The 26176-nt window shown below is 35.1% G+C and carries 27 protein-coding genes; 13 read left to right on the forward strand and 14 right to left on the reverse strand.

Annotated elements, in window-relative coordinates; all coding sequences use genetic code 11:
- The first annotated feature begins 169 nt into the window (after window positions 1-169).
- The 3 genes from N7659_RS00405 to N7659_RS00415 all read left to right on the forward strand — a co-directional run bounded on the left by N7659_RS00405 (window position 170) and on the right by N7659_RS00415 (window position 2531).
- Window positions 170-1717: an acyl-CoA synthetase gene (locus N7659_RS00405; RefSeq protein ID WP_263275281.1), complete on the forward strand. Its 1548-nt coding sequence runs from the start codon at window positions 170-172 to the stop codon at window positions 1715-1717.
- Between the two features lie 122 nt (window positions 1718-1839).
- The gene (locus N7659_RS00410) at window positions 1840-2259 is read left to right on the forward strand and encodes an HIT family protein (RefSeq protein WP_263275282.1); all 420 of its coding nucleotides are present in this window, start codon (window positions 1840-1842) and stop codon (window positions 2257-2259) included.
- Entirely contained in the window at window positions 2256-2531 is a 276-nt protein-coding gene (locus N7659_RS00415) for a hypothetical protein (RefSeq protein ID WP_263275283.1), read from the forward strand. Before N7659_RS00410 ends, N7659_RS00415 begins: the two co-directional genes overlap by 4 nt.
- Before the next feature lie 28 nt (window positions 2532-2559).
- Here the strand turns inward: N7659_RS00415 and brpA are convergent, their stop codons facing one another.
- The 4 genes from brpA to N7659_RS00435 all read right to left on the reverse strand — a co-directional run bounded on the left by brpA (window position 2560) and on the right by N7659_RS00435 (window position 6196).
- On the reverse strand, window positions 2560-3648 hold the full coding sequence (gene brpA, locus N7659_RS00420; protein ID WP_263275284.1) for a biofilm formation/cell division transcriptional regulator BrpA: 1089 nt from the start codon (window positions 3646-3648) through the stop codon (window positions 2560-2562).
- A gap of 9 nt (window positions 3649-3657) precedes the next feature.
- Entirely contained in the window at window positions 3658-4179 is a 522-nt protein-coding gene (locus N7659_RS00425; RefSeq protein WP_263275285.1) for a GNAT family N-acetyltransferase, read from the reverse strand.
- Window positions 4166-4615 (reverse strand): tRNA (adenosine(37)-N6)-threonylcarbamoyltransferase complex ATPase subunit type 1 TsaE, encoded by a 450-nt coding sequence (gene tsaE / locus N7659_RS00430; RefSeq protein WP_263275286.1) that lies wholly within the window; start codon window positions 4613-4615, stop codon window positions 4166-4168. The genes N7659_RS00425 and tsaE overlap by 14 nt, the downstream gene beginning before the upstream one ends.
- 159 nt (window positions 4616-4774) lie before the next feature.
- Complete coding sequence (locus tag N7659_RS00435; protein WP_263275287.1) at window positions 4775-6196, reverse strand: NCS2 family permease; 1422 nt, start codon at window positions 6194-6196, stop codon at window positions 4775-4777.
- Between the two features lie 175 nt (window positions 6197-6371).
- Between N7659_RS00435 and N7659_RS00440 the strand changes: the two genes are divergently transcribed.
- From N7659_RS00440 to serS, 6 genes are all read left to right on the forward strand, one after another.
- Window positions 6372-7184, forward strand: a complete 813-nt coding sequence (locus N7659_RS00440; RefSeq protein ID WP_263275288.1) for a Cof-type HAD-IIB family hydrolase — start codon at window positions 6372-6374, stop codon at window positions 7182-7184.
- Window positions 7185-7669: 485 nt separating this feature from the next.
- Window positions 7670-8656 (forward strand): mannose/fructose/sorbose PTS transporter subunit IIA, encoded by a 987-nt coding sequence (locus N7659_RS00445; protein WP_263275289.1) that lies wholly within the window; start codon window positions 7670-7672, stop codon window positions 8654-8656.
- A 30-nt stretch (window positions 8657-8686) separates the two neighbouring features.
- Complete coding sequence (locus tag N7659_RS00450; RefSeq protein ID WP_263275290.1) at window positions 8687-9487, forward strand: PTS mannose/fructose/sorbose transporter subunit IIC; 801 nt, start codon at window positions 8687-8689, stop codon at window positions 9485-9487.
- A 17-nt stretch (window positions 9488-9504) separates the two neighbouring features.
- Window positions 9505-10416, forward strand: coding sequence for a PTS system mannose/fructose/sorbose family transporter subunit IID (locus N7659_RS00455; RefSeq protein ID WP_263275291.1), 912 nt, complete (start codon window positions 9505-9507; stop codon window positions 10414-10416).
- A 101-nt stretch (window positions 10417-10517) separates the two neighbouring features.
- Window positions 10518-10886, forward strand: a complete 369-nt coding sequence (locus N7659_RS00460; protein ID WP_263275292.1) for a DUF956 family protein — start codon at window positions 10518-10520, stop codon at window positions 10884-10886.
- Between the two features lie 200 nt (window positions 10887-11086).
- Window positions 11087-12364, forward strand: a complete 1278-nt coding sequence (gene serS, locus N7659_RS00465) for a serine--tRNA ligase (protein WP_263275293.1) — start codon at window positions 11087-11089, stop codon at window positions 12362-12364.
- Window positions 12365-12397: 33 nt separating this feature from the next.
- On the opposite strand, the gene der is transcribed toward serS, so the two are convergent.
- The 7 genes from der to N7659_RS00500 all read right to left on the reverse strand — a co-directional run bounded on the left by der (window position 12398) and on the right by N7659_RS00500 (window position 18553).
- On the reverse strand, window positions 12398-13708 hold the full coding sequence (gene der / locus N7659_RS00470) for a ribosome biogenesis GTPase Der (protein ID WP_263275294.1): 1311 nt from the start codon (window positions 13706-13708) through the stop codon (window positions 12398-12400).
- A gap of 17 nt (window positions 13709-13725) precedes the next feature.
- Window positions 13726-14628 carry a primosomal protein DnaI gene (gene dnaI / locus N7659_RS00475; RefSeq protein WP_263275295.1) on the reverse strand — a complete coding sequence of 301 codons (903 nt, stop codon included), beginning with the start codon at window positions 14626-14628 and terminating at the stop codon, window positions 13726-13728.
- Complete coding sequence (locus tag N7659_RS00480; protein WP_263275296.1) at window positions 14629-15795, reverse strand: DnaD domain protein; 1167 nt, start codon at window positions 15793-15795, stop codon at window positions 14629-14631.
- The gene (nrdR, locus tag N7659_RS00485; protein ID WP_199567194.1) at window positions 15782-16276 is read right to left on the reverse strand and encodes a transcriptional regulator NrdR; all 495 of its coding nucleotides are present in this window, start codon (window positions 16274-16276) and stop codon (window positions 15782-15784) included. Before nrdR ends, N7659_RS00480 begins: the two co-directional genes overlap by 14 nt.
- A gap of 109 nt (window positions 16277-16385) precedes the next feature.
- Complete coding sequence (locus N7659_RS00490; RefSeq protein WP_263275297.1) at window positions 16386-16922, reverse strand: YceD family protein; 537 nt, start codon at window positions 16920-16922, stop codon at window positions 16386-16388.
- A 174-nt stretch (window positions 16923-17096) separates the two neighbouring features.
- The gene (gene htpX, locus N7659_RS00495; RefSeq protein ID WP_263275298.1) at window positions 17097-17987 is read right to left on the reverse strand and encodes a zinc metalloprotease HtpX; all 891 of its coding nucleotides are present in this window, start codon (window positions 17985-17987) and stop codon (window positions 17097-17099) included.
- A gap of 14 nt (window positions 17988-18001) precedes the next feature.
- The gene (locus tag N7659_RS00500) at window positions 18002-18553 is read right to left on the reverse strand and encodes a LemA family protein (RefSeq protein WP_263275299.1); all 552 of its coding nucleotides are present in this window, start codon (window positions 18551-18553) and stop codon (window positions 18002-18004) included.
- A 165-nt stretch (window positions 18554-18718) separates the two neighbouring features.
- Between N7659_RS00500 and rsmG the strand changes: the two genes are divergently transcribed.
- The 4 genes from rsmG (at window position 18719) to brnQ (ending at window position 23346) form a co-directional block, all read left to right on the forward strand.
- Window positions 18719-19432 (forward strand): 16S rRNA (guanine(527)-N(7))-methyltransferase RsmG, encoded by a 714-nt coding sequence (gene rsmG, locus N7659_RS00505; RefSeq protein WP_263275300.1) that lies wholly within the window; start codon window positions 18719-18721, stop codon window positions 19430-19432.
- A gap of 48 nt (window positions 19433-19480) precedes the next feature.
- The gene (locus tag N7659_RS00510; RefSeq protein ID WP_263275301.1) at window positions 19481-20860 is read left to right on the forward strand and encodes a TrkH family potassium uptake protein; all 1380 of its coding nucleotides are present in this window, start codon (window positions 19481-19483) and stop codon (window positions 20858-20860) included.
- 15 nt (window positions 20861-20875) lie between these two features.
- Window positions 20876-21547, forward strand: a complete 672-nt coding sequence (locus tag N7659_RS00515; protein WP_263275302.1) for a potassium channel family protein — start codon at window positions 20876-20878, stop codon at window positions 21545-21547.
- A 410-nt stretch (window positions 21548-21957) separates the two neighbouring features.
- Window positions 21958-23346 carry a branched-chain amino acid transport system II carrier protein gene (brnQ, locus tag N7659_RS00520; protein ID WP_263275303.1) on the forward strand — a complete coding sequence of 463 codons (1389 nt, stop codon included), beginning with the start codon at window positions 21958-21960 and terminating at the stop codon, window positions 23344-23346.
- A gap of 104 nt (window positions 23347-23450) precedes the next feature.
- Here brnQ and N7659_RS00525 read toward each other — a convergent pair whose 3' ends face one another.
- The 3 genes from N7659_RS00525 to N7659_RS00535 all read right to left on the reverse strand — a co-directional run bounded on the left by N7659_RS00525 (window position 23451) and on the right by N7659_RS00535 (window position 26155).
- The gene (locus N7659_RS00525) at window positions 23451-24143 is read right to left on the reverse strand and encodes a methionine ABC transporter permease (protein WP_258511414.1); all 693 of its coding nucleotides are present in this window, start codon (window positions 24141-24143) and stop codon (window positions 23451-23453) included.
- Window positions 24144-25208 (reverse strand): methionine ABC transporter ATP-binding protein, encoded by a 1065-nt coding sequence (locus N7659_RS00530; RefSeq protein ID WP_263275304.1) that lies wholly within the window; start codon window positions 25206-25208, stop codon window positions 24144-24146.
- 92 nt (window positions 25209-25300) lie between these two features.
- Complete coding sequence (locus N7659_RS00535; RefSeq protein ID WP_263275305.1) at window positions 25301-26155, reverse strand: MetQ/NlpA family ABC transporter substrate-binding protein; 855 nt, start codon at window positions 26153-26155, stop codon at window positions 25301-25303.
- Window positions 26156-26176 lie beyond the last annotated feature (21 nt).

The raw sequence follows: 26176 nt of genomic DNA on the forward strand, positions 1-26176 counted from the left end.
TAACAAAGATAATAGATATACTATCTTATCTATTATAACATAGAAAAAATGGATAAGAAAACATGGGGTTATATATACTTATAAAATCAATTCATAGATTGTTATGAAATTCACTACTTTTTCAACTCATTATGCTATACTAAAAATAAAAAAAGAAAGCGAGTAAAATATGGCCACTAAAATTTCTTACCACCCCTTAAATCTTTACACACAATTTAAAAATGCCGCAGAAAAAACTCCCGACATTTCCATCTTTTTAGACACAAAGTTTGTTAGTTTCCCTGAACTTGGTGATGAAAACACCTACAAGTCTGTTCATGACGCCATCTTAAAACGTGCTTATCAATTAGGTAATTTGGGGCTTAAAAAAGAAGATTTTATCGTTATTTATAAAAGTTCTGCTGTCGACACCTATTTTTTAGCAGTAGCTGCAACTTATCTAGGTGCTATTCCTGTCATGGTTTCTCATCATTTATCTGCTAGAGTCCTTGATGTTTTTGCTGAACGTCTTGAAAAATCATGGTTCCTATACGATGAAGAAACAAAAGAACGTGTCTTTGAAATGGCTACCAAAGCACCTGTTCGTAAACTATCAATCAAAGAGTTGGTTGCTGCGGCTAGTGATTTTGTCCCCTCAACACTTCTACCTGAAGACGTTATCCAATACATGACACACACTTCAGGCACTACTGGTGTACCAAAATTAATTTGTCATTCCGCACAGTCTATGGGATGGCGAGTGGCATGGCAAGAAACTATTTTTGAAAAAATGGCGAAAAAAGGTCTTTTGGCTTTTCATATCTCACCTGTCCATTCAAGATACAACATCGGCTTTAGTTCTGCGATTGAACTGGGATTTCCTTTAATGCCTTTATCTTCTGCCAAAAAAGATAATGTTAGTCAGATGCTTCATAGATACCAACCAATGGCTCTAGAAACTCACCCTAACAATTTTATTCAATGGGCAAGATTTGCAAAAAAAGAACCTTCCATTTTTAGCTCGGTTCGTTATTACCACTCTACTTTTGACGCGATTAATCTTGGTACATTAGAAACATTTTTAACCGCTTCTCATAATCAAAATCCTGTCTTTATGCAAGTTTATGGCCAAAGTGAATGTGGTCCTATGATTTTAAGATATCACCGACTAGATACTATTCACCAAACCAACGGTCGTGACATGGGAGTTGGCTTAAAAGGTTATACAACTGCTCGTATTACTGATGAAAAAGGAAATGAACTCCACCAAGGAGAAAATGGTCATATTCAACTTTATTCAAAAGGACGAGCTCTTACATACTACAAAGAAGATGAACGCTTTAAAGAAAATGTTTATGGCGACTGGTGGGATAGTGGTGATTATGGTTGTTTGACACCTGAAGGTACTTTATTATTAAAAGATCGTCAAGTTGACCTTATTAAAACCATTGATAGCAATCTCGCCATTGAAGATTTTCTATTAGACAAATTATCTTTCTTAGATGAAGTGATTATTGTCCGTGACAAAGATGATCAACCTCAACCAATTTTGGCTGTCTCTAATGAAGCTGAAATGGATTGGGATGCTTGGTGGCAAGCAGTTAACGATTTGCCTTTACTCAATGAACCAATTATTATGGCTTTTGATGATATTCCAAGAACGGCTACCATGAAAGTGCAACGATTGAAGATTGAAAGAGAACTCAAACACCGTCATTTACAAGACATTTACGATTAAAAAGACAAGGCAATGGATGATACCCATTGCCTTATCTATTATCTCTCATTATAATCATTATCACCCTTATTTTATAGAATTTTTGGTATACTATTAGTAAAGTTTATTGTTAGGAGAATGATATGGAAAATTGTATTTTTTGTAAAATTGTTTCTGGAGACATTCCTTCAAGTAAAGTTTATGAAGATGATGATGTCTTAGCTTTTTTAGATATTTCTCAAGCAACCAACGGTCATACTTTGGTCATTCCTAAAAAACACGTTAGAAATGTTCTAGAAATGGATGAAGCTACCGCTGAAACTGTTTTTTCCAGAGTTCCCAAATTAGCTCGTGCCATCAAAAAAGCTACAGGAGCTCAAGGTTTAAATATTATCAATAATAATGAGGAAGCTGCTGGACAAACGGTTTTTCATGCTCATATCCACCTTCTCCCAAGATATCAAGACGGAGACGAATTCGACTTTCAATTTGTGCAACATGAACCTGATTTTGCCAAACTAGCAGAATTAGCAAAAACCATTCAAAAAGAGGTAATTGTATGAAAATAAGAACATTTTTAATGAGTGCAGCACTAGGTTTTTACGCCTATACTGTTTATCAAAATCGAGACCAAATCAAAGAAGAAGCTAATGAAATGGAAGATTTATGGTCAGCAGGTGAAAAAAGTCTAGAAAAAATTAAACAACAATTAGAGACCATAAAAATTGAAAAAGAACAACTAGATGACGTCACTCATGACTTAAAAGACAAATTAGAAGGTTTTAAGCAAGAAGCTCAAACACACATTGAAGACATTAAAAAGACAACATCATAAAAACCGACATTTCTGTCGGTTTTTTTATTTAATAATTTTCCACAGGAAGCGTTTCATCATAAGATGGTGCATAATCTTCTGTGTCGTAAACAAGGCCAGTATCATACTGACTAATATTTTCATAAAGGATAGCTGTCGTATTTAGCTCTGTTACTTCTTCTAGCTCTAATTCTCTTCTAATATTATTTTGAATTTCAAGAAGGTGGTCAGCTGTTACAATCTGATAACTAATCCCATTTATCATGGCATCTTCCCCACGCAATTGATAACTTTCGATATTTTTGATGGCGTCTTTATAGCCGAGAAGACTAGGAATTGTTTGTGGACTAATTTCAATATCTGTTTGAACATTATCACTGACTGCAGATAAGATTTTACGGTAACTACTAATACCATCAAGAGCTAATATTTTTTTAATAACCTTTTGAATGACTTCTCTTTGTCGTTTTTGTCGACCATAGTCTCCTTCAGGATCATCATAACGCATCCTAGCATAAACAAGAGCTTGGTCTCCATTAATTTTGTGGGTTCCAGGTTCAACTGTTGACGTAAAATCAGGTTCTTGTTGTTCAATCGAAATAGGAAAATCAAAAGAGTTTGTGACAGTAATCCCATCAACCACATCAACTAATTGTACGAGACCTTCCATGTTGATTTGCATGTAATTATCAATAGTGATGCCTAGCATATCTTGAACGGTCATAATCGCCATAGGAGCTTCTCCTGAAGCGTAAGCTGCATTTAATTTAGCTTCAACACCTGTTTGAGGATTATCTTCTGGTCCGCTAAGAGCGATCAGAATATCACGCTCTAAACTAGTAATGGTTGTTCTATTAGTATTAGGATTAACAGTGACAAGAATCATTGTGTCACTATTTCCCTCCCACTTAGAAGTACGACCAGCAGAACCTGTATCTACTCCCATTAATAAAATAGAAAAAGGCTTAGTCTGTTTAATGGCCTGACTTGTTTCATCTGAGGTCTTATATTCCTTAAACGTTTTTGATAAGGCATCTGTTGAAAAATTAAAAGCGGCCGTCGTATAAACACCAATAGCAATCACGCTTGTGATGATAATGGCACTTAGCATTAAAAAGATTTTTTTCCCAATTGTCATCTTATTATTTTAATCTATCAGTTTACCCATCAGGTAAACATCAAGAAATTCTCCATTCTTTGTTTTGGCACCTCTTTGTTTGGTACCTTCTATTATGAAACCATATTTTTGATACAAATGAATTGCAACTACATTTCTTTTTTGAACTGTTAATTCTAATCTCTTAAGCTGACTATGATGTTCTGCCCAGTCTATGGCTTCTTCCATTAAGAGATGTCCCAAGCCATAACCTTGATAATTCTCATCAACAACGATAAATACTTCGCCAATATGGCTAACTCTGTCACGCGAATCATTACTAATATTAACTAGACCAATAATGCCTTGATGTGTTTTAGCCAATAAACACAATTTGTTTTGAGTAGCAAGACTGTCTTCAATAAAATGAGTCATTTCAGACAAAGACATCTGAATACCAGTCTCATCAAGTGTCATATAGTCTGTTTGCTTACCAACACGATTTAAAAAAGTAATAAGTGCTTGCGCATCAGTTGTTTGGGCAAGAGAAAAGTCAATTTCAACTTTTGGCATTTAAAATAGCCTCCAAACGCTGAGCTGCTATTGGACCGTTGGCTGATAAGACTAGTTGTCTACCATCAGTGGTTTTACTAATCGTAACTTCCAAATAATCACTAGGCAAATCAGCTTTAATCAACTCTCCCCATTCGATGACTGTCACACCATCACCATAGACAAAATCATCTAAATCAATTGATTCAGAATCACCACCAATTCGGTAAACATCTAAATGGTATAAAGGGAGGCGTCCCTCATATTCTCTAACAATTGTATAAGTCGGGCTTTTAATCATCTGGCTAATCTCTAGACCTTTGGCTATCCCTTTGGTTAAAGTTGTTTTTCCTGACCCTAACTCACCTGTTAAAATAATCAAGTCATTTTTTTGTAATTGTTGACCAATTCGTTGGCCGATTGCAATTAATTCTGCTTCATTTTTTGTATCAAACATAGAAATATTATATCAAAAAATTAAAAGAACAACCATTTTTATTAGAAAAGAAACTATTATTCTTAAAGAAAGTGATTTCATATTTTTTGAATCAATCAAAAAAGCATTTACTAATAATCCTTAGGGAGTAAAAGTAAATACTTTTAAAAATCTTTCTTCCTATAATATAGTCAAACTAATGAAGTTTAAAATAAAGAGAAAATCAAGGATCCAAATAATTGGATGAACATCTTTTGCTTGACCTTTAAAAATTTTAGCGACTGTGTAAAAGATAAATCCAGCAGCAATACCTTGAGTAATACTATAAGTGAATCCCATAAAAATAGAGGTAAAGAAGGCTGGAATAGCTTCACTCATATCGTCCCACTTGATTTTTTTCATGCTGGCAAGCATCATAATCCCAACAATAATGAGAATTGGTGCTGTCGCAGCAGAAGGAACAATTGCAAGTAATGGACTAAAGAGACTTGAAACACTAAATAAGAGGGCAACTACTAAAGCAGTAAGACCAGTACGACCACCTGCACCAATACCTGCTGCACTTTCAATATAAGTCGTCACATTTGAAGTACCAGCAATAGCTCCCACCGTTGTCCCAACAAGGTCTGAAAAGAGAGCTTTATCTAATTCATGAGTCACAGCAGCGTCGTCATCAGAAACAACAATACCTACTTTTTCACCAGTTCCAATAAGAGTACCAATTGTATCAAAGATATCTGTCAATGAAAATGCTAAGATGGCTAAAAGAACTTCTGGAATTCTTGCGGTATCAGAAAATAGAGAACCCAATCCTTGACTTCCTAATGCTGCACCAAAAACAACTTTAAGGTCTGCAAAAGCAGCACCAATATTATTTGACGCAAAATCAATTTGTGAAAGATTAACAACACCAGCAAAGATAGCAATGATTGTGGTTAAAATAATGGATAACATAACGCCACCCTTAATGTTTTTAATGACAAAAAAGGCAGTAATAAAGATACCAATAATAGCAACAATCACTTTAGGATCTGTGAATAAGACTAAGCTTGGAACAATTGAAGAATTTGAAACAATCGTTGCTCCTCCTTCTTGAGCACCTTCACCAAGTGCAATATAATTACCTGGATCTGTTGTAAACGTTAATAAACCAGCATTTTTAATCCCTACATAAGCTAGGAAAATACCAATTCCTCCAGAAATAGCATATTTTAAACTTTGAGGAATAGAATTGATAATGGCTTTTCTGATTTTAGTTAAAGTAATGATAACTGAAATAATCCCACAAAGAAAAACCATAGCTAATGCTTCTTGCCAAGAATAACCCAGTGAAAAAACAATAGTATAGGTGAAAAAGGCATTTAATCCCATACCAGGTGCTTGAGCGTATGGTAAATTAGCATAGAATGCCATCATTAATGTACCAGCAACCGCACCAATGATTGTTGCAAGGAAAACACCTTGTGCAGGCATTCCTGTCTGACTAAGCATAGCTGGGTTAACAAACAAGATATAACTCATGGCAAAGAAGGTTGTCAAACCAGCAACAATTTCAGTGCGCACAGTTGTATTGTTCTCTTTTAGCTTAAAAAACTTTTCCATTTTTTATGAAATCTCCTTTATTTACGAACGATAGATATATAATATAATAAAAAAGTTCATTTTTCAATACCTTTTCAAAACTTTTCACTAACGACTGTTTTTAAAAGTGAGCGACTTCTATAGAATCATAGACCTCTTTCTTCCTATTCTATTATTTATTTGGTATAATACACACATGATTAAAAAAGTAATAGCTATTGATTTGGATGGCACTCTCTTACGTAGTGATAATACAATATCAGATTATACTATCCAAACGATTAAAAAAATTAAAGCCATAGGGCATCATATTATCATCACCACTGGCAGACCATCATTTATGTCAATTGACTACTATAAAATGTTGGAACTTGACACACCAATGATTAATTTCAACGGTGCCTTAACCTATATCCCTGGAAAAAAATGGGAATTTGAACATGTTGTTAGAATTGACAAAAAATACCTCTTTGAAGTTTTAAAATGCCAAGAAGAATTTCAAGCTGATTTTATTGCTAGTCAATATCGTAAAAACTTCTATATTTCTCTTAACGATGACAGCAATGTCAATCCTGAATTATTTGGGGTCAAAGAATTTTTAGACCATATGTTTTTAAGACCAGATAAAATCACCAAAGACCCAAATGCTCTATTGATGCAAACTCGAGTGCCTGATCGCTATGAGTTAGCTAGAGAAATAAAAGAGTATTTTAACAATGAACTAGAAGTTGATTCTTGGGGAGGAGCTTTTCAGATTCTTGAGTTTTCACCTAAAGGTATTAATAAAGCTTATGCTTTGGATTATTTATTAACCACTTTAAATATTTCTAAAGAACATCTCATTGCTTTTGGAGATGAACATAATGATATTGAAATGTTACATTTTGCATCTACTAGCTATGCAATGAAAAATGCTACGCCTCTTCTTCTACCTTATGCTAGTCAGCAACTAGATGAGACTAACGATGAAGATGGTGTAGCAAAACAATTAGAAAAACTATTTCTATAGTTCTTAAAGAGACTTCCAATTAAAAATGGAGGTTTTTTTGTTTTTAATAATAATTAAACATGATTCTAAAAACTCTGTAATAAACGATTAAAAACATTTTAAACCAATTTCAACCATCTTATAATGCTTTTATCTGTGAAAATTCCATGGAAATCGTCATTTTTTTAATAATTATCCTAAAAATTTATTATAACAAGTCTTATTTGAGTTTTCAAAAAAGCCTATAATATAAGCTTTTTATTTATGAAAAACAATGAAAACAATCATTTTTGTTTGTTTAGATTTAATTTTGATTGTATTTGATAACTTATCAAAAACGCATATTTTGATGAATTCAAGTCTCTTGCTTTTTGTCTGTAAACGTTTTACAATGTATATGTTCTTGAATTTCTTTGGGATAAATAAGAGTCGACTTCTATTTTTTTAATCGGAGATTACTCTTATTCATCTCAATGAAAAATATAAAAAAAGGAGGAAAGTCAAGAATGGGTATCGGTATTATTATTGCCAGTCATGGCAAATTTGCTGAAGGTATACATCAGTCAGGTGCAATGATATTTGGTGAACAAGAAAACGTTCAAGTTGTTACTTTCATGCCAAATGAAGGACCTGATGATTTATACAATCATTTCAGCAATGCTATTGCAAAGTTTGATGCTGATGATGAAGTGCTTATTTTAGCTGACTTATGGAGTGGATCACCATTTAATCAAGCTAGTCGTATTATGGGGGAAAACCCAAATCGTAAATTTGCCATCATCACTGGTCTCAACTTGCCAATGCTTATCCAAGCCTACACAGAACGCATGATGAATGCAGAAGCAGGCGTGGAAGAAGTCGCAGCAAACATTATTAAGGAAGCAAAAGAAGGCGTAAGAGTTTTACCTGAGGAACTTCAACCTCAAGAAACGACTACACCTGCTGCAACAGCAGTAGCACAAGGAGCTATCCCAGAAGGAACAGTTATTGGAGATGGTAAATTAAAAATTAACCTTGCCCGTATTGACACACGTCTTCTTCATGGCCAAGTTGCAACTGCTTGGACGCCTGAATCAAAAGCTAACCGTATCATCGTTGCTTCTGATACAGTTGCTAAAGACGACCTTCGTAAACAATTAATCAAACAAGCTGCACCTGGAGGCGTTAAAGCTAACGTTGTTCCAATCAGTAAATTGATTGAAGCGGCAAAAGATCCTCGTTTTGGTAACACTCAAGCACTTATCTTATTTGAAACTCCTCAAGATGCTTTAAAAGCTATTGAAGGTGGTGTTGAAATTAAAGAATTAAATGTTGGTTCAATGGCTCACTCAACAGGTAAAACCATGATTAACAATGTTCTTTCAATGGATAAGGACGATGTAACGACATTTGAAAAACTTCGTGACCTAGGCGTTGATTTCGATGTCCGTAAAGTTCCAAACGATTCTAAAAAGAACTTGTTTGACTTAATTAATAAAGCAAACGTTCAATAATCTTATTTATAAAACGAAAGGATTTATAAGATGTCAATTATTTCTATTATTTTAGTTGTCGTCGTTGCCTTCTTAGCTGGTCTTGAAGGTATCCTCGACCAATTCCAATTCCATCAACCAATTGTTGCCTGTACCCTAATCGGTCTTGTAACAGGTCACCTCGAAGCAGGTGTTATCTTAGGTGGATCACTTCAACTTATCGCTCTTGGCTGGGCTAACATCGGAGCTGCTGTAGCACCTGATGCTGCTCTTGCTTCTGTAGCTGCGGCTATCATCCTTGTTAAAGGTGGCGATTTCTCAAGTCAAGCTATTTCTGTAGCACAAACAACCGCTATTCCATTAGCCGTTGCTGGGTTATTCCTTACTATGATTGTTCGTACTATCTCAGTCGGACTTGTTCATGGGGCTGATACAGCTGCTAAAAAAGGCAATATTGGAGCTGTTGAGCGTTATCACTTATTTGCTCTTGTTCTTCAAGGTTTACGTATTGCTGTTCCAGCTGCTCTACTTCTTGCTATTCCAACCGAGGCTGTTCAAGGTGTTCTTACAGCAATGCCTGATTGGTTGAAAGATGGTATGGCTATCGGTGGTGGTATGGTTGTTGCCGTAGGTTATGCTATGGTTATCAACATGATGGCTACTCGCGAAGTATGGCCGTTCTTTGCTCTTGGTTTTGCATTTGCTGCCATCAGCAACCTTACTCTTATCGCACTTGGTGTTATTGGTGTTGCTATTGCTCTCATTTACCTTAACCTTTCTAAAAAAGGTGGTAGTTCAAATGGTGGTGCTGGCTCAAATGACCCAATTGGCGACATTCTAGAAAATTATTAAGAGAAGGGAGAACTAACATGTCAGAAAAATTACAACTGTCAAAATTAGATCGTCAGAAAGTTTGGTGGCGCTCAACTTTCCTTCAAGGTTCATGGAACTACGAACGTATGCAAAACTTAGGTTGGGCTTATGCTTTAATCCCAGCTATTAAAAGACTCTATCCTAACAAAGATGAACAATCTGCTGCTCTTGAGCGTCATTTGGAATTCTTTAACACTCATCCATACGTAGCAGCACCAATTATTGGTGTAACACTTGCCTTAGAGGAAGAAAAAGCAAACGGCGCACCGATTGATGATGCTGCTATTCAAGGGGTTAAGATTGGTATGATGGGACCTCTTGCAGGTATTGGTGATCCAGTCTTCTGGTTTACTGTTCGTCCAATCTTAGGAGCACTTGGTGCTTCACTCGCTGTCTCTGGTAACCTGATGGGACCAATCATTTTCTTCGTAGCTTGGAATGCTATTCGTATGGGATTCTTATGGTACACTCAAGAAATGGGTTATAAAGCTGGTTCAGAAATTACCAAAGATATGTCAGGTGGTATCCTCCAAGATATTACTAAAGGCGCATCTATCTTAGGGATGTTCATCCTAGCTGTACTTGTTCAACGTTGGGTATCTATTAAGTTTGCCTTTGATGTTGCTAAAGTACAATTAGATGAAAAAGCTTATATTCACTGGGATCAATTGCCAGCTGGTAGCGAAGGTATCAAAGAAGCCTTTGCTCAGGTAGGACAAGGATTGTCACAATCTCCTGAAAAAGTAACAAGCTTCCAACAAAACTTGGATTCACTTATCCCAGGATTTATGGGTCTTATCCTAACTCTTATCTGTATGTGGTTACTTAAGAAAAAAGTATCACCTATCGTTATGATTCTTGGATTGTTCGCGATTGGTATTTTAGCCCACTTAGCAGGATTAATGTAATTTATTTCACTATTACTGATAAAAAAGAAGTGGGAAACCGCTTCTTTTTTATCTTGTGGTATAATGGTATTTAAATAGGATTAGAAATAAAGGACTAACAAATGGTACAATCGTTAAACAAAACTATTTTTCTTAAAAGCTCAGGTGTCTCATACCTAGGACTTGGTGGTAAAGTTGGAAAATTTCTTATTGGAGATAAGGCTATCGAATTTTATAACGATAATAATGTGGGAGACTACATTCAAATTCCATGGGAAAATATTGATACTATCGGTGCCAATGTCTTTGGTAAGAAAGTCAGTCGTCATTTTGAAATTTTTACAGATAAAGGAAAATTTCTCTTTGCTTCAAAAGACTCCGGAAAGATTTTAAAATTAGCAAGAGAGCAAATTGGTAATGAAAAAATCGTTAAATTACCAACATTACTCCAAAAAATCGGATCACTATTTGCGAAAAAAAAGAAAAATTAGTATAATAGCTAAAACGGATAAGTAAGATTAATTTTTTTTCAGAGAGTCTACGGTTGTTGTGAGTAGATATTAAGTTAATGTGAAATTCTACCGTTCTTATCAATTAAATAAAAAAATTAAGGCACAAAGTGTGAAGCTGGATGGAACCGCGATAAATTCGCTCCAGTAGTCATATTTTGTGCTTTTTATTGGAGGAAATTATGTTAGATTTAAAACGCATTCGTACTGATTTTGATCTGGTCACTGAAAAGCTGGCAAATAGAGGCGTGGAAAAAGAAACACTCTTAGAATTGAAAGAGTTAGATGTCAAGCGTCGTGAACTTCTAGTGAAGACCGAAGAGTTAAAAGCAGAACGTAATCTCTCTTCTGCAGCAATCGCTAAAGCTAAACGCCTCAAAGAAGATGCTAGTGAACAAATTCGTGCCATGCAAGAACTATCTCAAGAAATAAAAACCATTGATGCTGAACTGACTAAGATTGACGACACATTAAACGCTATTTTAACAAGATTACCAAATATTCCTCATGACTCTGTGCCTATTGGTGCTGATGAAGAAGATAATGTTGAGATTAGACGGTGGGGAACACCTAGAGACTTCTCATTTGAGCCGAAAGCTCACTGGGATTTAGGGGAAGCACTAGACATTCTTGATTGGGAACGTGGTGCCAAAGTAACTGGTGCTCGCTTCTTATTCTATAAAAAACTAGGGGCAAGGTTAGAACGTGCCATCTATAATTTTATGTTAGATGAACATCTTAAAGAAGGCTATGAAGAGATGATTACACCTTATATGGTAAATCATGACTCAATGTTTGGTACTGGTCAATATCCAAAATTTAAAGAAGATACCTTTGAATTGTCTGATAGTCCCTATGTCCTTATTCCAACGGCAGAGGTGCCACTAACTAATTTCTACCGTAATGAGATTATTGATGAAAAAGAATTACCAATCAACTTTACGGCTATGAGCCCTTCTTTTCGTTCTGAAGCAGGTTCTGCTGGTCGTGACACCCGTGGATTGATTCGTTTGCATCAATTCCATAAAGTTGAAATGGTTAAATTTGCGACACCAGAGCAATCTTATGATGAACTAGAAAAAATGACTGCTAATGCCGAAAATATTCTGCAAAAACTAGAATTACCATACCGTGTTTTAGCTCTCTGTACAGGAGATATGGGCTTTTCAGCAGCGAAAACTTATGACCTAGAAGTTTGGATCCCTGCTCAAAACACTTATCGCGAAATTTCAAGTTGCTCAAACACAGAAGATTTTCAAGCTCGTCGTGCCCAAATTCGTTATCGTGACGAAACTGATGGTAAGGTAAAACTCCTACATACCCTTAATGGTTCTGGACTAGCTGTAGGTCGTACGGTTGCTGCTATTCTTGAAAATTATCAAAATGAAGATGGGTCAGTAACTATTCCTAAAGTATTACAACCTTACATGGGTAATATTGAAGTTATCAAACCAAACTAACAAAAAAAGTAGAAAGACTTCTCTTTCTACTTTTTATTTTCGTTTTCTTGCAATTAAATGAATCGGAGTCCCTTCAAACACAAATGCTTGTCTGATTTGGTTTTCTAAGAATCGTAAGTAAGAAAAGTGCATTAACTCTTCTTCATTAACAAAGATCACAAACGTTGGTGGTTTAACAGCCACTTGTGTGGCATAGAAAATTTTGAGACGTTTTCCTTTGTCTGTTGGTGTTGGATTAATTGCAATCGCGTCCATAATCACATCATTTAAAACGGCAGAAGGGATACGTGTGTTTTGACTTTGGGAAATAGATTTAATCATCTCAGGTAATCTGTTAAGTCTTTGCTTACTTACAGCTGATACAAAAATAATAGGGGCATAGGACAAGTATTGAAAATGATTTCTAATATCGTCTTCCCATTTAGAAACGGTATGGTTATCTTTTTTAATGGTATCCCATTTATTAACAACGATAATCATCCCTTTTCCAGCTTCGTGGGCAAAACCAGCAATGCGTTTATCATACTCTCTAATACCTTCTTCGGCATTAATGACCATTAAAACAACATCACTACGATCAATGGCACGCATGGCACGCATGACAGAATACTTTTCAGTGTTTTCATAGACTTTACCAGATTTTCTCATCCCCGCCGTATCAATCATGGTAAATTCTTGACCATCACTATCAACAAAATGAGTATCAATCGCATCACGAGTTGTACCAGCGATTGGACTTGCAATCACGCGCTCCTCACCAAGAATAGCATTGATTAAGCTTGATTTACCAACATTTGGACGGCCAATCAGGCTAAAGCGAATGATCTCTGGATTTTCTTCACCACTATCTTCTGGCAAATTTTGAACGATGGCATCAAGCACATCACCAGTTCCGATACCGTGTACTGATGAAACGGGGTAAGGATCACCCAAACCAAGAGAATAAAAATCATAGATGTCATTTCTCATCTCAGGATTATCTACTTTATTGACAGCTAGGATAACTGGTTTGTTAGTTCGGTATAACATTTTTGACACGTACTCATCAGCATCTGTGACACCTTCTTTACCACTAACAACAAAAACAATCACGTCTGCTTCTGTCATAGCAATTTCTGCTTGGTGTTTAATTTGTTCCATAAAAGGGGCATCAACATCATCAATCCCACCCGTATCGATAATACTAAATTTTCTATTTAGCCATTCAGCATTGGTGTAAATACGATCACGTGTCACACCTTCTACATCCTCAACAATGGAAATTCTCTCTCCAGCAATTCGATTAAATAAGGTCGATTTTCCTACATTAGGACGCCCGACAATAGCGACTGTTGGTAAAGCCATTCATTCTCCTTTATCTTTTAGCGTCTATTTTCACCTTCAAGATGAACTTCTTTGGCGAGAAAACGAATTCTCTCCATGACTCTTTTTGCTTGCCAGGTTTCATCGCCAGTTTTCATTTTCGCTAATTTCTTTTCTAAATCTTCTAAACTATAATTGGAAGTGAAAAAAGTTGGTAATTCTTCTAACATACGGTACTGCAAAATCACTTGCAAGACTTCATCTCTTATCCAAGAGGTACTTTGTTCAGCTCCTATATCATCAAGGATGAGCACTTCTGCTTTCTTAACGGTGTCAATTTCCTCTTTAACAGTGCCTGTGTTAATCGCATTTTTAACATCGATGGTAAAACTTGGAAAGTGAATCAGAGTGGTTGAGACTTGTTTTTGCTCAGACAATTCTCTAGCCATAGCAGCCATGAGATAAGATTTACCAACACCCATATCGCCATAGAGATAAAGCCCTTTTTGATTAGTTTTTGGATATTGCCTTACAAAGTCAACAACAGCCTCAAAAATTGGCATGCGTTTAACATCATCTAAAATGATATCATCAAAATTGATGTTTTTATATGATTTTGGCAAGCTAACCACATTGATACGATTTGCCACTTCATTTTGATATTGTCTTTCTTTTAATGCACGTGTTTCTTTATAAGAGACATCAGCATAGCCTTCATTCATGATTAAAATCGGTTCATAGCCCTTTGCAATGTAGCCAGGATCTTGATTTTCAAAGCGTTCTTTTTCCATCAGAAATTGATTGAATTTAGGTAAACTCAATTTGATTATTTCTTGACTCAATTGATGAGAAGTGATGAAATCAGAGATGGCAGGATGTGCCAAAATGGTCTTAATCAACTCATCAGATACCATGTGGCTTTGATGATTTTTATGTTTCATCGTTTGTCCAACTTTTTCCATCTAGTCTTCCTTCTTTCTCAGTTTTTCTAAGTGGCGACGCTTCATTTCTTCTAACTTAGCTTGCTCATCTTCAGTGGTTTCATTCTTATAGCCATCATTGCTCCACTTTGGAACATTGCTCTTTTGTGACTTTGTTGTTTCTTGTTTGGTATAATTTTTCTTCTCAGCAAAAGAACGCATTTTAATGATGGCTTGTTCTGCTGATGTGATAGTTTGATAAGAAAAATCATTGGCAATCATCATGATATAAGTCTTATTAAGATTGGCAGAGTCAGTTTTTGACATAGTATATAAAACCATGACATTAATCACTTCATCTAAAAAGCCCATCTCAGCAAGTTCTGACAATATCTTTCTTTCTGTAGCAGTGATTGTTGCATGACGAATTTTTTTAATCTTAGCTAGAAAAATATCTGATTTGTCTGACTTGGCTTCTTTTATAACTGCTAATTCTTCTTTTGAAAATTCAGTCTTACTCTCAGTTTCTGGTAAGGATTGCTTCTTAGTTTTCATTCGTTTAAGAGAAATTTTATGGTTGATAGCTGTTTCTTTAGCTAACTGATAGGTTTCAAACCAATTAAAACCATATTGTTCTGCAAAATGATGAAGACCAATGACATCATCTGTCTCATTACTAAAGCTAAGACCATCTTTTGACATTAATTGTTTAAAATTAGCCAAATCAAAAAAGTTTTTTGACTTCTTGTTTGTCTTTTTTAATTCTCCCACATCTGAAAAAACATCTGAGAATTGCTTGGAAATATTTTTAACATTTAAGGGAACTTGGCAAATAAGTTGCTCGACAGCCACTTCACCAATTTTTTTCTCTAATAGTTTTCGATAGACAGGATTTTCCAAAAAGAGCTCTGTTGGTAAAGCAGAATGAAGTTTAATCAAATAGGCATTGTCAGCTTGATAAAAAACAATTAAATCAAACGCTGTTAAAATATCTAAGGCCGCTTCTAAACGATGCATGCCAAACTGTAAATGATTTAATATATCACTAAATTTATGTTGTTTTTGGCCATTATCATAAAAGGCAACAAAATAATCATATAAAGCTAAGGCATCACTTCCAATGATAGGAAAATAAGACTGCAACAAGCTTGTCGCATTATAGGTGATGTTATTGTGTTTTAGAAAATAAAAAGGTTCAATCGGTTTCATCTGTTATCTTACTTTTCTTATTGCTTCTTACCCGTTTTGTGATTTGTTTTAACAAGGCTTCAATTTCATCCACATCTTTAAAACTACGATAAACACTGGCAAAACGGACATAGGTAATTTCATCTAACTCAGCTAATTGGTCCATCACCAAGTTTCCAATGACAGAACTTGGGACCTCGCTATCATACTCACTACGTAAATGCTGCTCAACATCACTCACAATTTTTTCAATAGAGGCACTTGAGACTGGACGCTTTTGCGCACTATGAATAATCCCATTTAGAATTTTATCTCTTGAAAACTGCTCTCTAGTCCCATCTTTTTTGATTACTAAGAGAGGCGATTCTTCAATTCTTTCAAAGGTGGTGAAACGTGTATGACAGTTCTCACACTCTCGACGACGACGAATAGTGTTGCCTTCTTCAGCTTGACGACTATCAACAACACTGGATTTAGTATAATGACATTTTGGACAACGCACAAGAGCACCTCTTTCTATTCATTTTATATCTCTTTAATACTTCATTTTAACATATTTTAGACGATAACAAAAGCACACAGATTTACCATGTGCCTGCTTTTTTGAGCTATTAGTCATCATCAAACAATCCTTCAATAGCTGTAAAAGGATTATTTTCTTTCTTTTTTTGTGTTTTTAGAGCCTGATACTGTTCTTCTGTTAGAACAGACCAGCTTTCCCCACTTGGAAGATCATCTGTTTCTTCTTCTTTTTTAGTTAATACCTTCAAAGGAATGTTTAATAAAATATTATCAACCACACTCTCTTCTAAATTAATAGTATCTGTTTCTAATGGTAAAATCAATTCATCTTGAGAGTTCTCTTCAGAAAAACTTTGATTTGCTTCTTCTGAAAACACTTCTGTGACAAGAAGGTGTTCTGTCAACTCAACTGGCGCCATAGAACGACTAGAAGGCAGAACAATCTGGTAATCTAAATCATAAATTAATAGAAATAAATGATTTTCATAGCTGATTTGTCCTTTGGCCCTGACATTTTTAATATCAATGATGCTATCTTCTCTTTGTAATAATAAATCTTTGATGTCTAAATTTTTATCAAAAGAAATCGGATCTGAATTCTTCTTAATCTCAATGGTGCGAAACATTATATTTCTCCTTTATTAGTAAATACTGCTATCTATTTTACCACACAATCATTTGATTGGGATAATATCGTTACCTATCTTTTAAAAGAAAGAGTTTTTAATCTTTTTTGGCCTTATTATCATTCTATGTCATTTATGGTAAAAAGATAAAAACTTATCATCGAAATGATAAGTTTACATTTTTCGTAAGCGTTCAATCCTCTCAGAAATTGGAGGATGGGTATAAAATAGTGATTTAAAACCTTCTTTTTTCTTAGGGTCATTGATATATAAAGCAGCACTAGCACTATCAACTGGCTGAGACATGGGTGCTGATTGATCAAGTTTTTGAAGAGCATTTATCATGCCTTGCGGATTTCTTGTCAGCTCAACACTACTTGCATCTGCTAGAAACTCTCTTTGTCTAGAGATAGCCAATTGTACCAGAGTTGCTGCTAGAGGCGCTAATAAAAGAGCAACTAGTGCAAAAATCAAAACAATTATTTGTGCACCACCACTATTTTTATTACTGCGTCTTCTACCGCCTCCATAAAATAACATACGACTACCCATAGAAGATAACATAGTAATAGCACTTGCTAAAGCTACCGCAATCGTGGAAATTCTAATATCGTAGTTTCTAATATGGCTAACTTCATGTCCCATCACCGCTTCTAATTCTTCACGATTCATGACTGCTAAAAGACCAGTCGTTGCTGCTACAGCGGCATTTTCTGGTTTTGAACCTGTCGCAAAAGCATTTAAGGCCGGGTCATCAATGATGAAAACACGAGGCATTGGAATTTGTCCAACCATTGCCATATCTTCTACAACATGATAGAGATCGGGAGCTTCTTGTGCCGTAACTTCTCTTGCATTATTCATTGACATGACAACGTTAGTTGATTGAAAAATCATACTAAAGGCATAGATAAAACCAAGCACAAAAGCAATAGCCAGACCACCCAAATAGTTATCAAACATCAGATAGCCAATAGCAGCACCAATAATGCCAAGCAGGGCAAAAAAGACTAGCAATAATACTATGGTTCGTCTTTTATTGCTGGCAATTTGATCAAATAACATAATCTTCTCCCACCTTAAAAGTCAAACTTAACTTGAGGAACTGATTTTTCTGACTCAGGAACTTCAAGAAATTCTTTTGGTTTAAAACCAAAGATACCTGCAATCAGATTGGTAGGAAAGGTTTCTAACTTCACATTATAGTTAGCAGTGGTTGTATTATAAAGTTGACGTGAATAAGAAATTTTGTTTTCAGTATTTGTCAATTCTTCTTGTAATTTCAAAAAATTAGTATTAGCTTTTATATCAGGATAGTTTTCAGCTACAGCAAAAATACTCGCCACTTGACGTGTTAAAGCGTCACTTGCTTTCATTGCTTCTCCTGGGGTTTTAGCAGCAGCCACTCGAGAACGAAGTTCTGTCACTTTTTCTAGCGTCTTACCTTCATATTGACTATATCCCTTAACGGTTTCTATAAGGTTAGGAATAAGGTCATTACGACGTTTTAGTTGGACGTCAATTTGACTCCAAGATTCTTGTGTTTGCATTCTAGCTTTAATTAATCCATTGTAGACAGCAATAACATATAAAACTAGAACACCAACAATTCCTAGTGTAATATAAAACATAATTATCTCCTTTATATCTTTTAGTCCATTATAACAAATTATTAATTAAAAATCTGTTTATAATCTCCTCATTATTCTTTATCAACTGAAGGCTTATCTCTCTATCATAAACGGTTATTTTATGTTAAAATGATAGACGAACATTATTTTAGTAAGGAATAACCAATGACACCTGAAGAATTTTATGAGGTTTTAGCAGAAAAAAATATCACTCTTTCTCAGTTTCAAAAACAACAGTTTGAGGATTATTTTCACTTCTTAATTGAATGGAATGAAAAAATCAATTTAACCACCATTACTGAAAAAAAAGAAGTCTATTTAAAACATTTTTTTGATTCGATTGCGCCAATTCTTTTTGACTTTCTCTCAAATAAACCGATAACATTACTTGATATCGGTGCTGGTGCTGGTTTTCCTAGTCTACCTATCAAAATTATTTTCCCAGACATTCAAGTGACCATTATTGACTCTTTAAATAAAAGAATCCAATTTTTAACACTTTTAGCTGAAAAATTACAATTAAAAGGCGTCTCTTTTTACCACGGTCGTGCCGAAGATTTTGGTCAAAACAGAGCCTTTAGAGGACAATTTGATGTGGTAACTGCACGTGCTGTTGCTCGTATGTCTGTTTTATCTGAGTTGACTTTACCCTTTCTAAAAATTAATGGTCAAGTGATAGCTTTAAAAGCTAGTGCTATTGAAGAGGAACTGTCGGATGCTAAAAATGCATTGACAACTTTATTTGCAAAAGTAACAGAATCATTTGATTACCAACTGCCAAATGGAGATCCTAGAAATATAACACTACTTACTAAAACAAAAGAAACACCTAACCGTTTTCCAAGAAAAGCAGGTGTCCCAAATAAAAAACCACTTTAATTGACGAGCTGTGATGCCTTTTAATCACGCTTACAGGAGAATCACTCAATGAAAAAATTTTTTAAACTAGCGCCTTTATCTATCACACAACGACTAAGTGCTAGTTTTCTCATCGTTATTATGATTGGTAGTTTTTTATTATCTCTACCAATAATGCATTATCCTCATGCCCCAAAGACGACCTATCTTGAACACCTTTTTACATCTGCATCCATGGTTTCTGTAACAGGCTTAGCTGTTTTTCCTATAGGGGATGTTTATAATGGTTTAGGGCAAACCATTGCTATAATTTTAATACAAATTGGTGGGCTAGGATTAGTCTCTTTAATTGCTTTTAGCTATTATACCTTAAGAAAAAAAATCTCTATTACTGATCAAACCATGCTACAATCCTCTCTAAGTAAGGATTCTTCAAAGGATTTAAAACGCTATCTCTACTCTGTTTACAAATTAACCTTTTTTGTAGAAGCTGTTTTTGCTTTAATCTTAATGATTGATTTTATTCCTCATTACGGATGGAAAAATGGTATTTTCAACAGTATTTTCTTAGCCGTTTCAGCCTTTTGTAATGCTGGTTTTGATAATTTAGGATCAAACAGCTTGGGGTCATTTACACTTAATCCTATTGTTAACTTTGCCGTAGCCTTTTTAATTATTTCTGGTGGCTTAGGATTTGGTAACTGGCGTGATATTATTCACCGCTTGCAACAATTCGTCTTTAGCCGTCCAAGAAATATTAAATTAACCATCAAAAAGCTAAGTGTACAAACAAAACTTGTTCTGTCAACAACGGCTATTATTTTAACCATCGGAACATTTTTGTCTTGGTTGTTTGAGCATGATAATCCAGCAACAATTGGGAATTATAATCTTTTCCAACAAATCATGGTTAGTTTTTTTCAAACAGTAACCATGCGTACTGCCGGTTTTTCTACGATTGATTTCACGCAAACTAATTTTGCTACCGACTTTGTCTATATGGTGCAAATGATTATCGGTGGTGCCCCTGGTGGTACTGCTGGTGGGGTTAAGATAACCGTTGCGGCCATTTTATTTCTATTATTTAAAGCAGAATTAAGAGGAAGAAGTGAAGTCACCTTTCATTATAGAAGTTTTTCACAGCGATTAATTAAACAAACATTAACCGTTTTAATCTTTTATTTTATTGTTTTAATTACTGGGTATCTCTTACTCTTAGAGTTTGAGACATCGCTTAGTCCTTTTGCCCTCTTATTTGAAACGATTAGTGCCCTAGCAACCGTTGGGGTATCAATGAATTTGACCCCTGAGTTATCAGATATTGGTAGATTAATCATCATGTCTTTAATGTTTATCGGTCGTGTGGGACCGGTTACTGTCTTACTCAGTCTAAGACAACGCCAAGAAAAGACTGTTCATTATGCTAAAACAGATATATTTATCGGATAGAAAAGGAAAACAAATATGAAACAAAAAATTGTAGGTGTGTTAGGTTTAGGAATTTTTGGACAAACTATCGCCGCTGAACTAAGTGAATTTGGTCAAGAAGTTATTGCTATTGATAGTAAAGAACAACATATCCAAGAAGTGGCTGACTTTGTTAGTAAAGCTGCTATTGGTGATATCTCCGACATGGAAATATTAAAAAATACTGGTATTGATCAGTGTGATGTTGTTATTATTGCAACAGGAAACAATCTTGAAAGTTCTGTTTTGGCCGTCATGCACTGTAAAAAACTAGGTATCCCAAGAATTATTGCCAAAGCTAGAAGTAGTCACTATGAAGAGGTTCTTTATGAGATTGGTGCTGATTTAGTCATTTCTCCTGAAAGAGAATCTGGAAAAGTGGTTGCTTCTGATATCTTGAGGCACACCATTGCTGGTATTTATCATTTTGAAGGGGATGTTTCTATCGTTGAATTTAAACTTCCAAAAGAATGGATTGGAAAAACAGTTCAAGAGTTAGATGTGCGTCGTAAGTATGATCTCAACCTGATTGGGACAAGAATTAGTAAATCATCACCACTTGACACTTCTATTCCTATTGATGAACCTTTTGATGAAAATGCCATTATTGTTGCCATTGCTAACTCAAGAACCTTTGAAAAATATGATTACTTAGGCTATTTTAATTAAAGATTATTTAAAGATTTTACATTTGTCAATGATGTGAGACCAAAAATAAATGCATAAAGAAACGATATGATATGATCTACTAGGAGCTAGCTCCTAGTAGTTTTTTTTCTGATTTTTGAGGGGGATTGCCGTTAAAGAATTTGCATAGGTAAACGATTTGACAGATAAAGGGAACGTTTCATCTGTTTTTTCAAGTCCTCATATAAATAGTTGGTTCAGAACTTATCATATCAAGGTTTCTTCTTTTTTGCATCTCTTGGTCTCACATCAATTGTAACGCTACAATTTAATTAAGAATTATTTGAAGATATTATTGACAGGCCCAAGGCATTATAATATAATCCTAATAATATACTTTTTTTCTGTAATAGTTTATCTATTACCTTTGCCATTATAGAAAGGGCCGTCTATTGAATCATACATCTCAAAAAAATAAATTTCTCATTATTGGTTTTATGCTATTTGCTCTCTTTTTTGGAGCAGGTAACTTAATTTTCCCCGCCTTTTTAGGGATTTATTCTGGTGGGAATATTTGGCCAGCTGTGCTTGGATTTCTTTTAACAGCCGTCACACTTCCCTTATTGGGTGTTATTGCCATTTCCTATACAGGAGCCACTAACCCTGAAGAGTTGGCAAGACCAATTGCAAAACCTTATGCTATCTTTTTTTCAGTAGCTCTTTACCTTTCAATAGGGCCGTTTTTTGCCATCCCTAGAACGGGAGCAACATCATACTCTGTTGGTGTGGCACCTATTTTTGGTGATAGTTTACTCACAAAAGTTCTCTATGCTCTTGTCTTTTTTGGAATTTCTTATTGGCTAGCCATTAAACCTAATAAAATTGCTGATCGTATTGGTAAATACTTAACTCCTGCTCTTTTAGTCGTCATTGCTATCTTGGTTATCTTTTCATTTATCAAACCAGCCGGTAGCTTAGGAACTCCTACTGATATTGGTGGTGACGTGCAAAATGCTTTTTCTAGTCTACCTTTTGTTGCTGGTATTATCCAAGGCTACGGAACAATGGATGCCTTAGCATCACTAGCTTTTTCTATTCTAGTTATTAATGCTGCTAAAAGTTTTGGTGATCAATCAAATAAAGAACTGGCTAAAACAACCATGAGTTCTGGAGTGATTGCAACTATCTTATTGGCTCTTATCTATATTTTCATCACCCGTATCGGTGCCACTTCACAAAGTTTATTCACCTTTACAGATGGTCAATTCATGATGGATAACTCTGCCATTGATGGTGGTCATATCTTATCACAATCAGCTCATTATTACCTAGGACAAATTGGACAGATTATTTTATCAGTTATCATCTTCCTAGCTTGTTTGACCACTTCAACAGGGCTCATTACTGCTTGTGCAGAATACTTTAATGAATTGGTTCCTAAGATTTCTTACTTTGTCTGGGTAACCTTATTCACCATTATTGCAACAACGTTCTATTTTGGTGGTCTTGCTGAAATTATCAATTGGTCAGTACCTGTTCTCTTTTTACTCTATCCACTTACTATTACTTTGATTTTCTTATCACTAACAAAAGAGTGGTTCAAAGGAGATCGTCTGGTTTATCAGATAACAACAGGTTTTACACTAATCCCTGCACTGTATGATGCCATTTCAACCCTAAGTGGAATGACTGGTTTCTTTACTATTTCTAAAGGAATAAAGGATTTCTTTACAACTGTCGTTCCTCTTGGACAATATTCAATGGGATGGATTAGTTTTGCAATCGTTGGATTTGTTATTGGCTTTATCATTTCGTTAATCAAGAGAAATGCTAATCACTAAGTATCATTTTTATTAAGATATAACATAACGTCTTCTTAGCTTCTGTAAGAGGACGTTTACTATTTAAAAAGTACTTGCTCTGTCGATGCAAGTACTTTTATTTGTTATTTGTGACTAATTTTTTTAGTTAGGAAATCACCCAAGAATTGGACGCCAAAAATGATGAGGAGGATGCAGATGGTAGCGACCCAAGTGACATCGTTGTTGTAGCGATTATAACCATAGGAAATGGCCACATGCCCAAGGCCTCCCGCACCAATTGCTCCAGCCATAGCAGTTTCACCAACTAAAGAGATAATGGTGACTGTTGACACTCGGATAATGTCTGGTAGACCTTCGGTGATATAGATGAGAACAATATCCCAAGTTGTTGCTCCTGAGGCTTGTGCGGCTTCAATCACGCCTTTATCTAACTCTGATAAAACTACCTGCACTTGTCTGACAAAAAAAGCAAACACGGCAACAGATAGTGAAATATTGGCGACATCTGGTCCGATAACAGAATTGACTAATAATAGAGCGATAGGAAACATGATGGCTAGTAAAATGATAAAAGGAATAGCTCTAAAAATGGAAATGATTTTATCAAGAACCCAGTAAATATATTTATTTTCTAAAACACCTTGTGGAGCAGTCATCACTAATAATAAGCCTGCGCCTAAACCAAGGCTTCCCCCTATGATAAAGGGAATAATAGTCATATAAAGCGTGTAGTAAATAGCTGTTCCCCAACCATTATCACCACCCCAACCAAGTTGGTAAACATTGGGAAGATAGGTCTGAATTAACTCAATCATTTAACGTCCTCTCTTTAAAATATCTACTGTGACATTGGAAGCATTGATAGCTGACAATGCTTTTTCAAGACTTTCCTCACTACCTTCTAAAATAGCAATCATCTCGCCAACAGGTGTATCATCCAAAATTTCAATGTTACCGTATAAAATATTAGCACTGATATCAAATTGCTTATAAATCCTATTGAGAATAGGTTCGTCTGTTGATGAACCGACATAATTTAATTTTACCAAGACAGCATTTTTCTGTAATTGTTGTACAATATCTTGTTTTTCAATTTTTGGCAAGGCTTCATCAATACCAGTTGCCACATTGATAAAGTCTTTTGTTAAGGTCTCTTTAGGATGTGAAAATATCTCTAGGATAGAGCCTTCTTCTATCAATTGTCCATTTTGCATAACAGCTACGCGGTGGCAAATATCCTTGACGATTTGCATTTCATGAGTGATTAAAACAATGGTTAAATCTAATTTTTTATTGAGCTCTTGTAGTAAGGCTAAAATTTGTTTGGTTGTTTTTGGATCAAGAGCAGATGTTGATTCATCTGAAATCAAAATTTTAGGGTCGTTAGCTAGGGCACGAGCAATAGCAACACGTTGCTTTTGACCTCCAGATAATTGTGCTGGATAACTATCAGAGCGATCCGATAATCCCACTAAATCTAATAAATCTTGCACTTTTTGTTCTTTTTCAGTCTTACTTAGGGGTGAGTGTTTTAGAGCAAAGGCAATGTTTTCTCTTGCTGTTTTTTGCGCCATGAGATTAAAATGCTGAAAAATCATCCCAATATCACGACGTTTTTCACGCAGTTCTTTGGGACTAATTTGAATGTTGTTTTGATCAAATGTCACATCACCATCGACGGTGATTTTACCTGCTATTGGTACTTGTAAAAGATTAATCACGCGCACAAGTGTTGACTTCCCAGCACCTGAATAACCAACAATACCATAAATTTGTCCCTTATCAATCGTTAGACTAACATTTTTAACAGCTTCGATAACCTTATTTTTTTGACGAAAGGTAATGTCAATGTTGTCTAAAGAGATAATGGTTTGAGCCATAGTTATTCCCTTTCTTTCATTTCTTTTAAAATCTATTCATTAGAGCATATAAGCAGATTAAGCGTGCTATTCACACGCTTAATTGTCTTATTTTACCAAACTGGTAAGTCAATACCATCTGAAGTCTCTTCGATGATTTTCTTAACATCATCTGTTTGATAAGCCTCTACAACTTTTTTAATCAAGTCTGCTTTTTTAGATTTTTCCCAATCTTTTTGTCCAACAATAATATTAATCCATTGTTTTGAATCATCATTGATTTCTTCTTTAAAGAGTGATGTTTCATAATCAATATTTGCTGGCACAGCATAGCTGTTGTTAACAATAGCTGCATCTGCTGAAATGAGTGAGCGAGCTGTTTGACTAGCTTCAAGTTCTTTAATATCTAAGTTTTTAGGATTTGATTTGATATTAGCAATGGTTGCCAGTTCATCACCTGAAACATCTAACTCAATGAGCCCTGCAGATTGTAAGACGTATAAAGAACGACTTTCGTTAGTAGCATCATTTGGAACAGCAATTTGAGCACCATCTGGCAATTCTGAAACATTTTGATATTTTGCTTTACCAGAAGCATCTGTTCCAGAAAATAGGTGAACTGGACTAATATACGTTTCAGCGATGGTCACTAAATCACCATTATTTTCATCATTCCAATTGTTTAAAAAGTTGTAATGTTGAAAAGCATTAATGTCCACTTCACTATTTGCCAAAGCTTTGTTTGGTTGAGAGTATTCAGTGAATTCTACAAAATCAAGATCGATATCTTCTGATTCCAACAAATCTTCAATTTTATCCCAACGTGCTTCATCAGATTCTGTCATTGACATCACACCGATTTTTAATGTTTTAGCATCATCGTCATCACTCTTAGCACCGCATGCTGCTAAAATAAATCCGGCCAATAATGTAATCGTCAGTAATGAAACTATTTTTTTAAATGACATAATATTTCCTCTTTTTCTTTT

Origin of the sequence: Streptococcus sp. CSL10205-OR2, from assembly GCF_025660655.1 — a bacterium.
In the GTDB taxonomy this organism is placed as follows: domain Bacteria; phylum Bacillota; class Bacilli; order Lactobacillales; family Streptococcaceae; genus Streptococcus.

Excerpts from the sequence above, each read along its gene's own strand:
- rsmG (WP_263275300.1), top strand. The coding sequence starts at position 18,719 with ATGACACCTGAAGAATTTTATGAGGTTTTAGCAGAAAAAAATATCACT.
- N7659_RS00445 (WP_263275289.1), top strand. The coding sequence starts at position 7,670 with ATGGGTATCGGTATTATTATTGCCAGTCATGGCAAATTTGCTGAAGGT.
- N7659_RS00415 (WP_263275283.1), top strand. The coding sequence starts at position 2,256 with ATGAAAATAAGAACATTTTTAATGAGTGCAGCACTAGGTTTTTACGCC.
- N7659_RS00435 (WP_263275287.1), bottom strand. The coding sequence starts at position 6,196 with ATGGAAAAGTTTTTTAAGCTAAAAGAGAACAATACAACTGTGCGCACT.
- brpA (WP_263275284.1), bottom strand. The coding sequence starts at position 3,648 with ATGACAATTGGGAAAAAAATCTTTTTAATGCTAAGTGCCATTATCATC.
- der (WP_263275294.1), bottom strand. The coding sequence starts at position 13,708 with ATGGCTTTACCAACAGTCGCTATTGTCGGGCGTCCTAATGTAGGAAAA.
- tsaE (WP_263275286.1), bottom strand. The coding sequence starts at position 4,615 with ATGTTTGATACAAAAAATGAAGCAGAATTAATTGCAATCGGCCAACGA.
- N7659_RS00440 (WP_263275288.1), top strand. The coding sequence starts at position 6,372 with ATGATTAAAAAAGTAATAGCTATTGATTTGGATGGCACTCTCTTACGT.
- N7659_RS00510 (WP_263275301.1), top strand. The coding sequence starts at position 19,481 with ATGAAAAAATTTTTTAAACTAGCGCCTTTATCTATCACACAACGACTA.
- serS (WP_263275293.1), top strand. The coding sequence starts at position 11,087 with ATGTTAGATTTAAAACGCATTCGTACTGATTTTGATCTGGTCACTGAA.
- N7659_RS00410 (WP_263275282.1), top strand. The coding sequence starts at position 1,840 with ATGGAAAATTGTATTTTTTGTAAAATTGTTTCTGGAGACATTCCTTCA.
- N7659_RS00455 (WP_263275291.1), top strand. The coding sequence starts at position 9,505 with ATGTCAGAAAAATTACAACTGTCAAAATTAGATCGTCAGAAAGTTTGG.
- N7659_RS00405 (WP_263275281.1), top strand. The coding sequence starts at position 170 with ATGGCCACTAAAATTTCTTACCACCCCTTAAATCTTTACACACAATTT.
- dnaI (WP_263275295.1), bottom strand. The coding sequence starts at position 14,628 with ATGGAAAAAGTTGGACAAACGATGAAACATAAAAATCATCAAAGCCAC.
- N7659_RS00500 (WP_263275299.1), bottom strand. The coding sequence starts at position 18,553 with ATGTTTTATATTACACTAGGAATTGTTGGTGTTCTAGTTTTATATGTT.
- N7659_RS00525 (WP_258511414.1), bottom strand. The coding sequence starts at position 24,143 with ATGATTGAGTTAATTCAGACCTATCTTCCCAATGTTTACCAACTTGGT.
- N7659_RS00535 (WP_263275305.1), bottom strand. The coding sequence starts at position 26,155 with ATGTCATTTAAAAAAATAGTTTCATTACTGACGATTACATTATTGGCC.
- N7659_RS00450 (WP_263275290.1), top strand. The coding sequence starts at position 8,687 with ATGTCAATTATTTCTATTATTTTAGTTGTCGTCGTTGCCTTCTTAGCT.
- htpX (WP_263275298.1), bottom strand. The coding sequence starts at position 17,987 with ATGTTATTTGATCAAATTGCCAGCAATAAAAGACGAACCATAGTATTA.
- N7659_RS00490 (WP_263275297.1), bottom strand. The coding sequence starts at position 16,922 with ATGTTTCGCACCATTGAGATTAAGAAGAATTCAGATCCGATTTCTTTT.
- N7659_RS00480 (WP_263275296.1), bottom strand. The coding sequence starts at position 15,795 with ATGAAACCGATTGAACCTTTTTATTTTCTAAAACACAATAACATCACC.
- N7659_RS00530 (WP_263275304.1), bottom strand. The coding sequence starts at position 25,208 with ATGGCTCAAACCATTATCTCTTTAGACAACATTGACATTACCTTTCGT.
- N7659_RS00425 (WP_263275285.1), bottom strand. The coding sequence starts at position 4,179 with ATGCCAAAAGTTGAAATTGACTTTTCTCTTGCCCAAACAACTGATGCG.
- N7659_RS00460 (WP_263275292.1), top strand. The coding sequence starts at position 10,518 with ATGGTACAATCGTTAAACAAAACTATTTTTCTTAAAAGCTCAGGTGTC.
- N7659_RS00515 (WP_263275302.1), top strand. The coding sequence starts at position 20,876 with ATGAAACAAAAAATTGTAGGTGTGTTAGGTTTAGGAATTTTTGGACAA.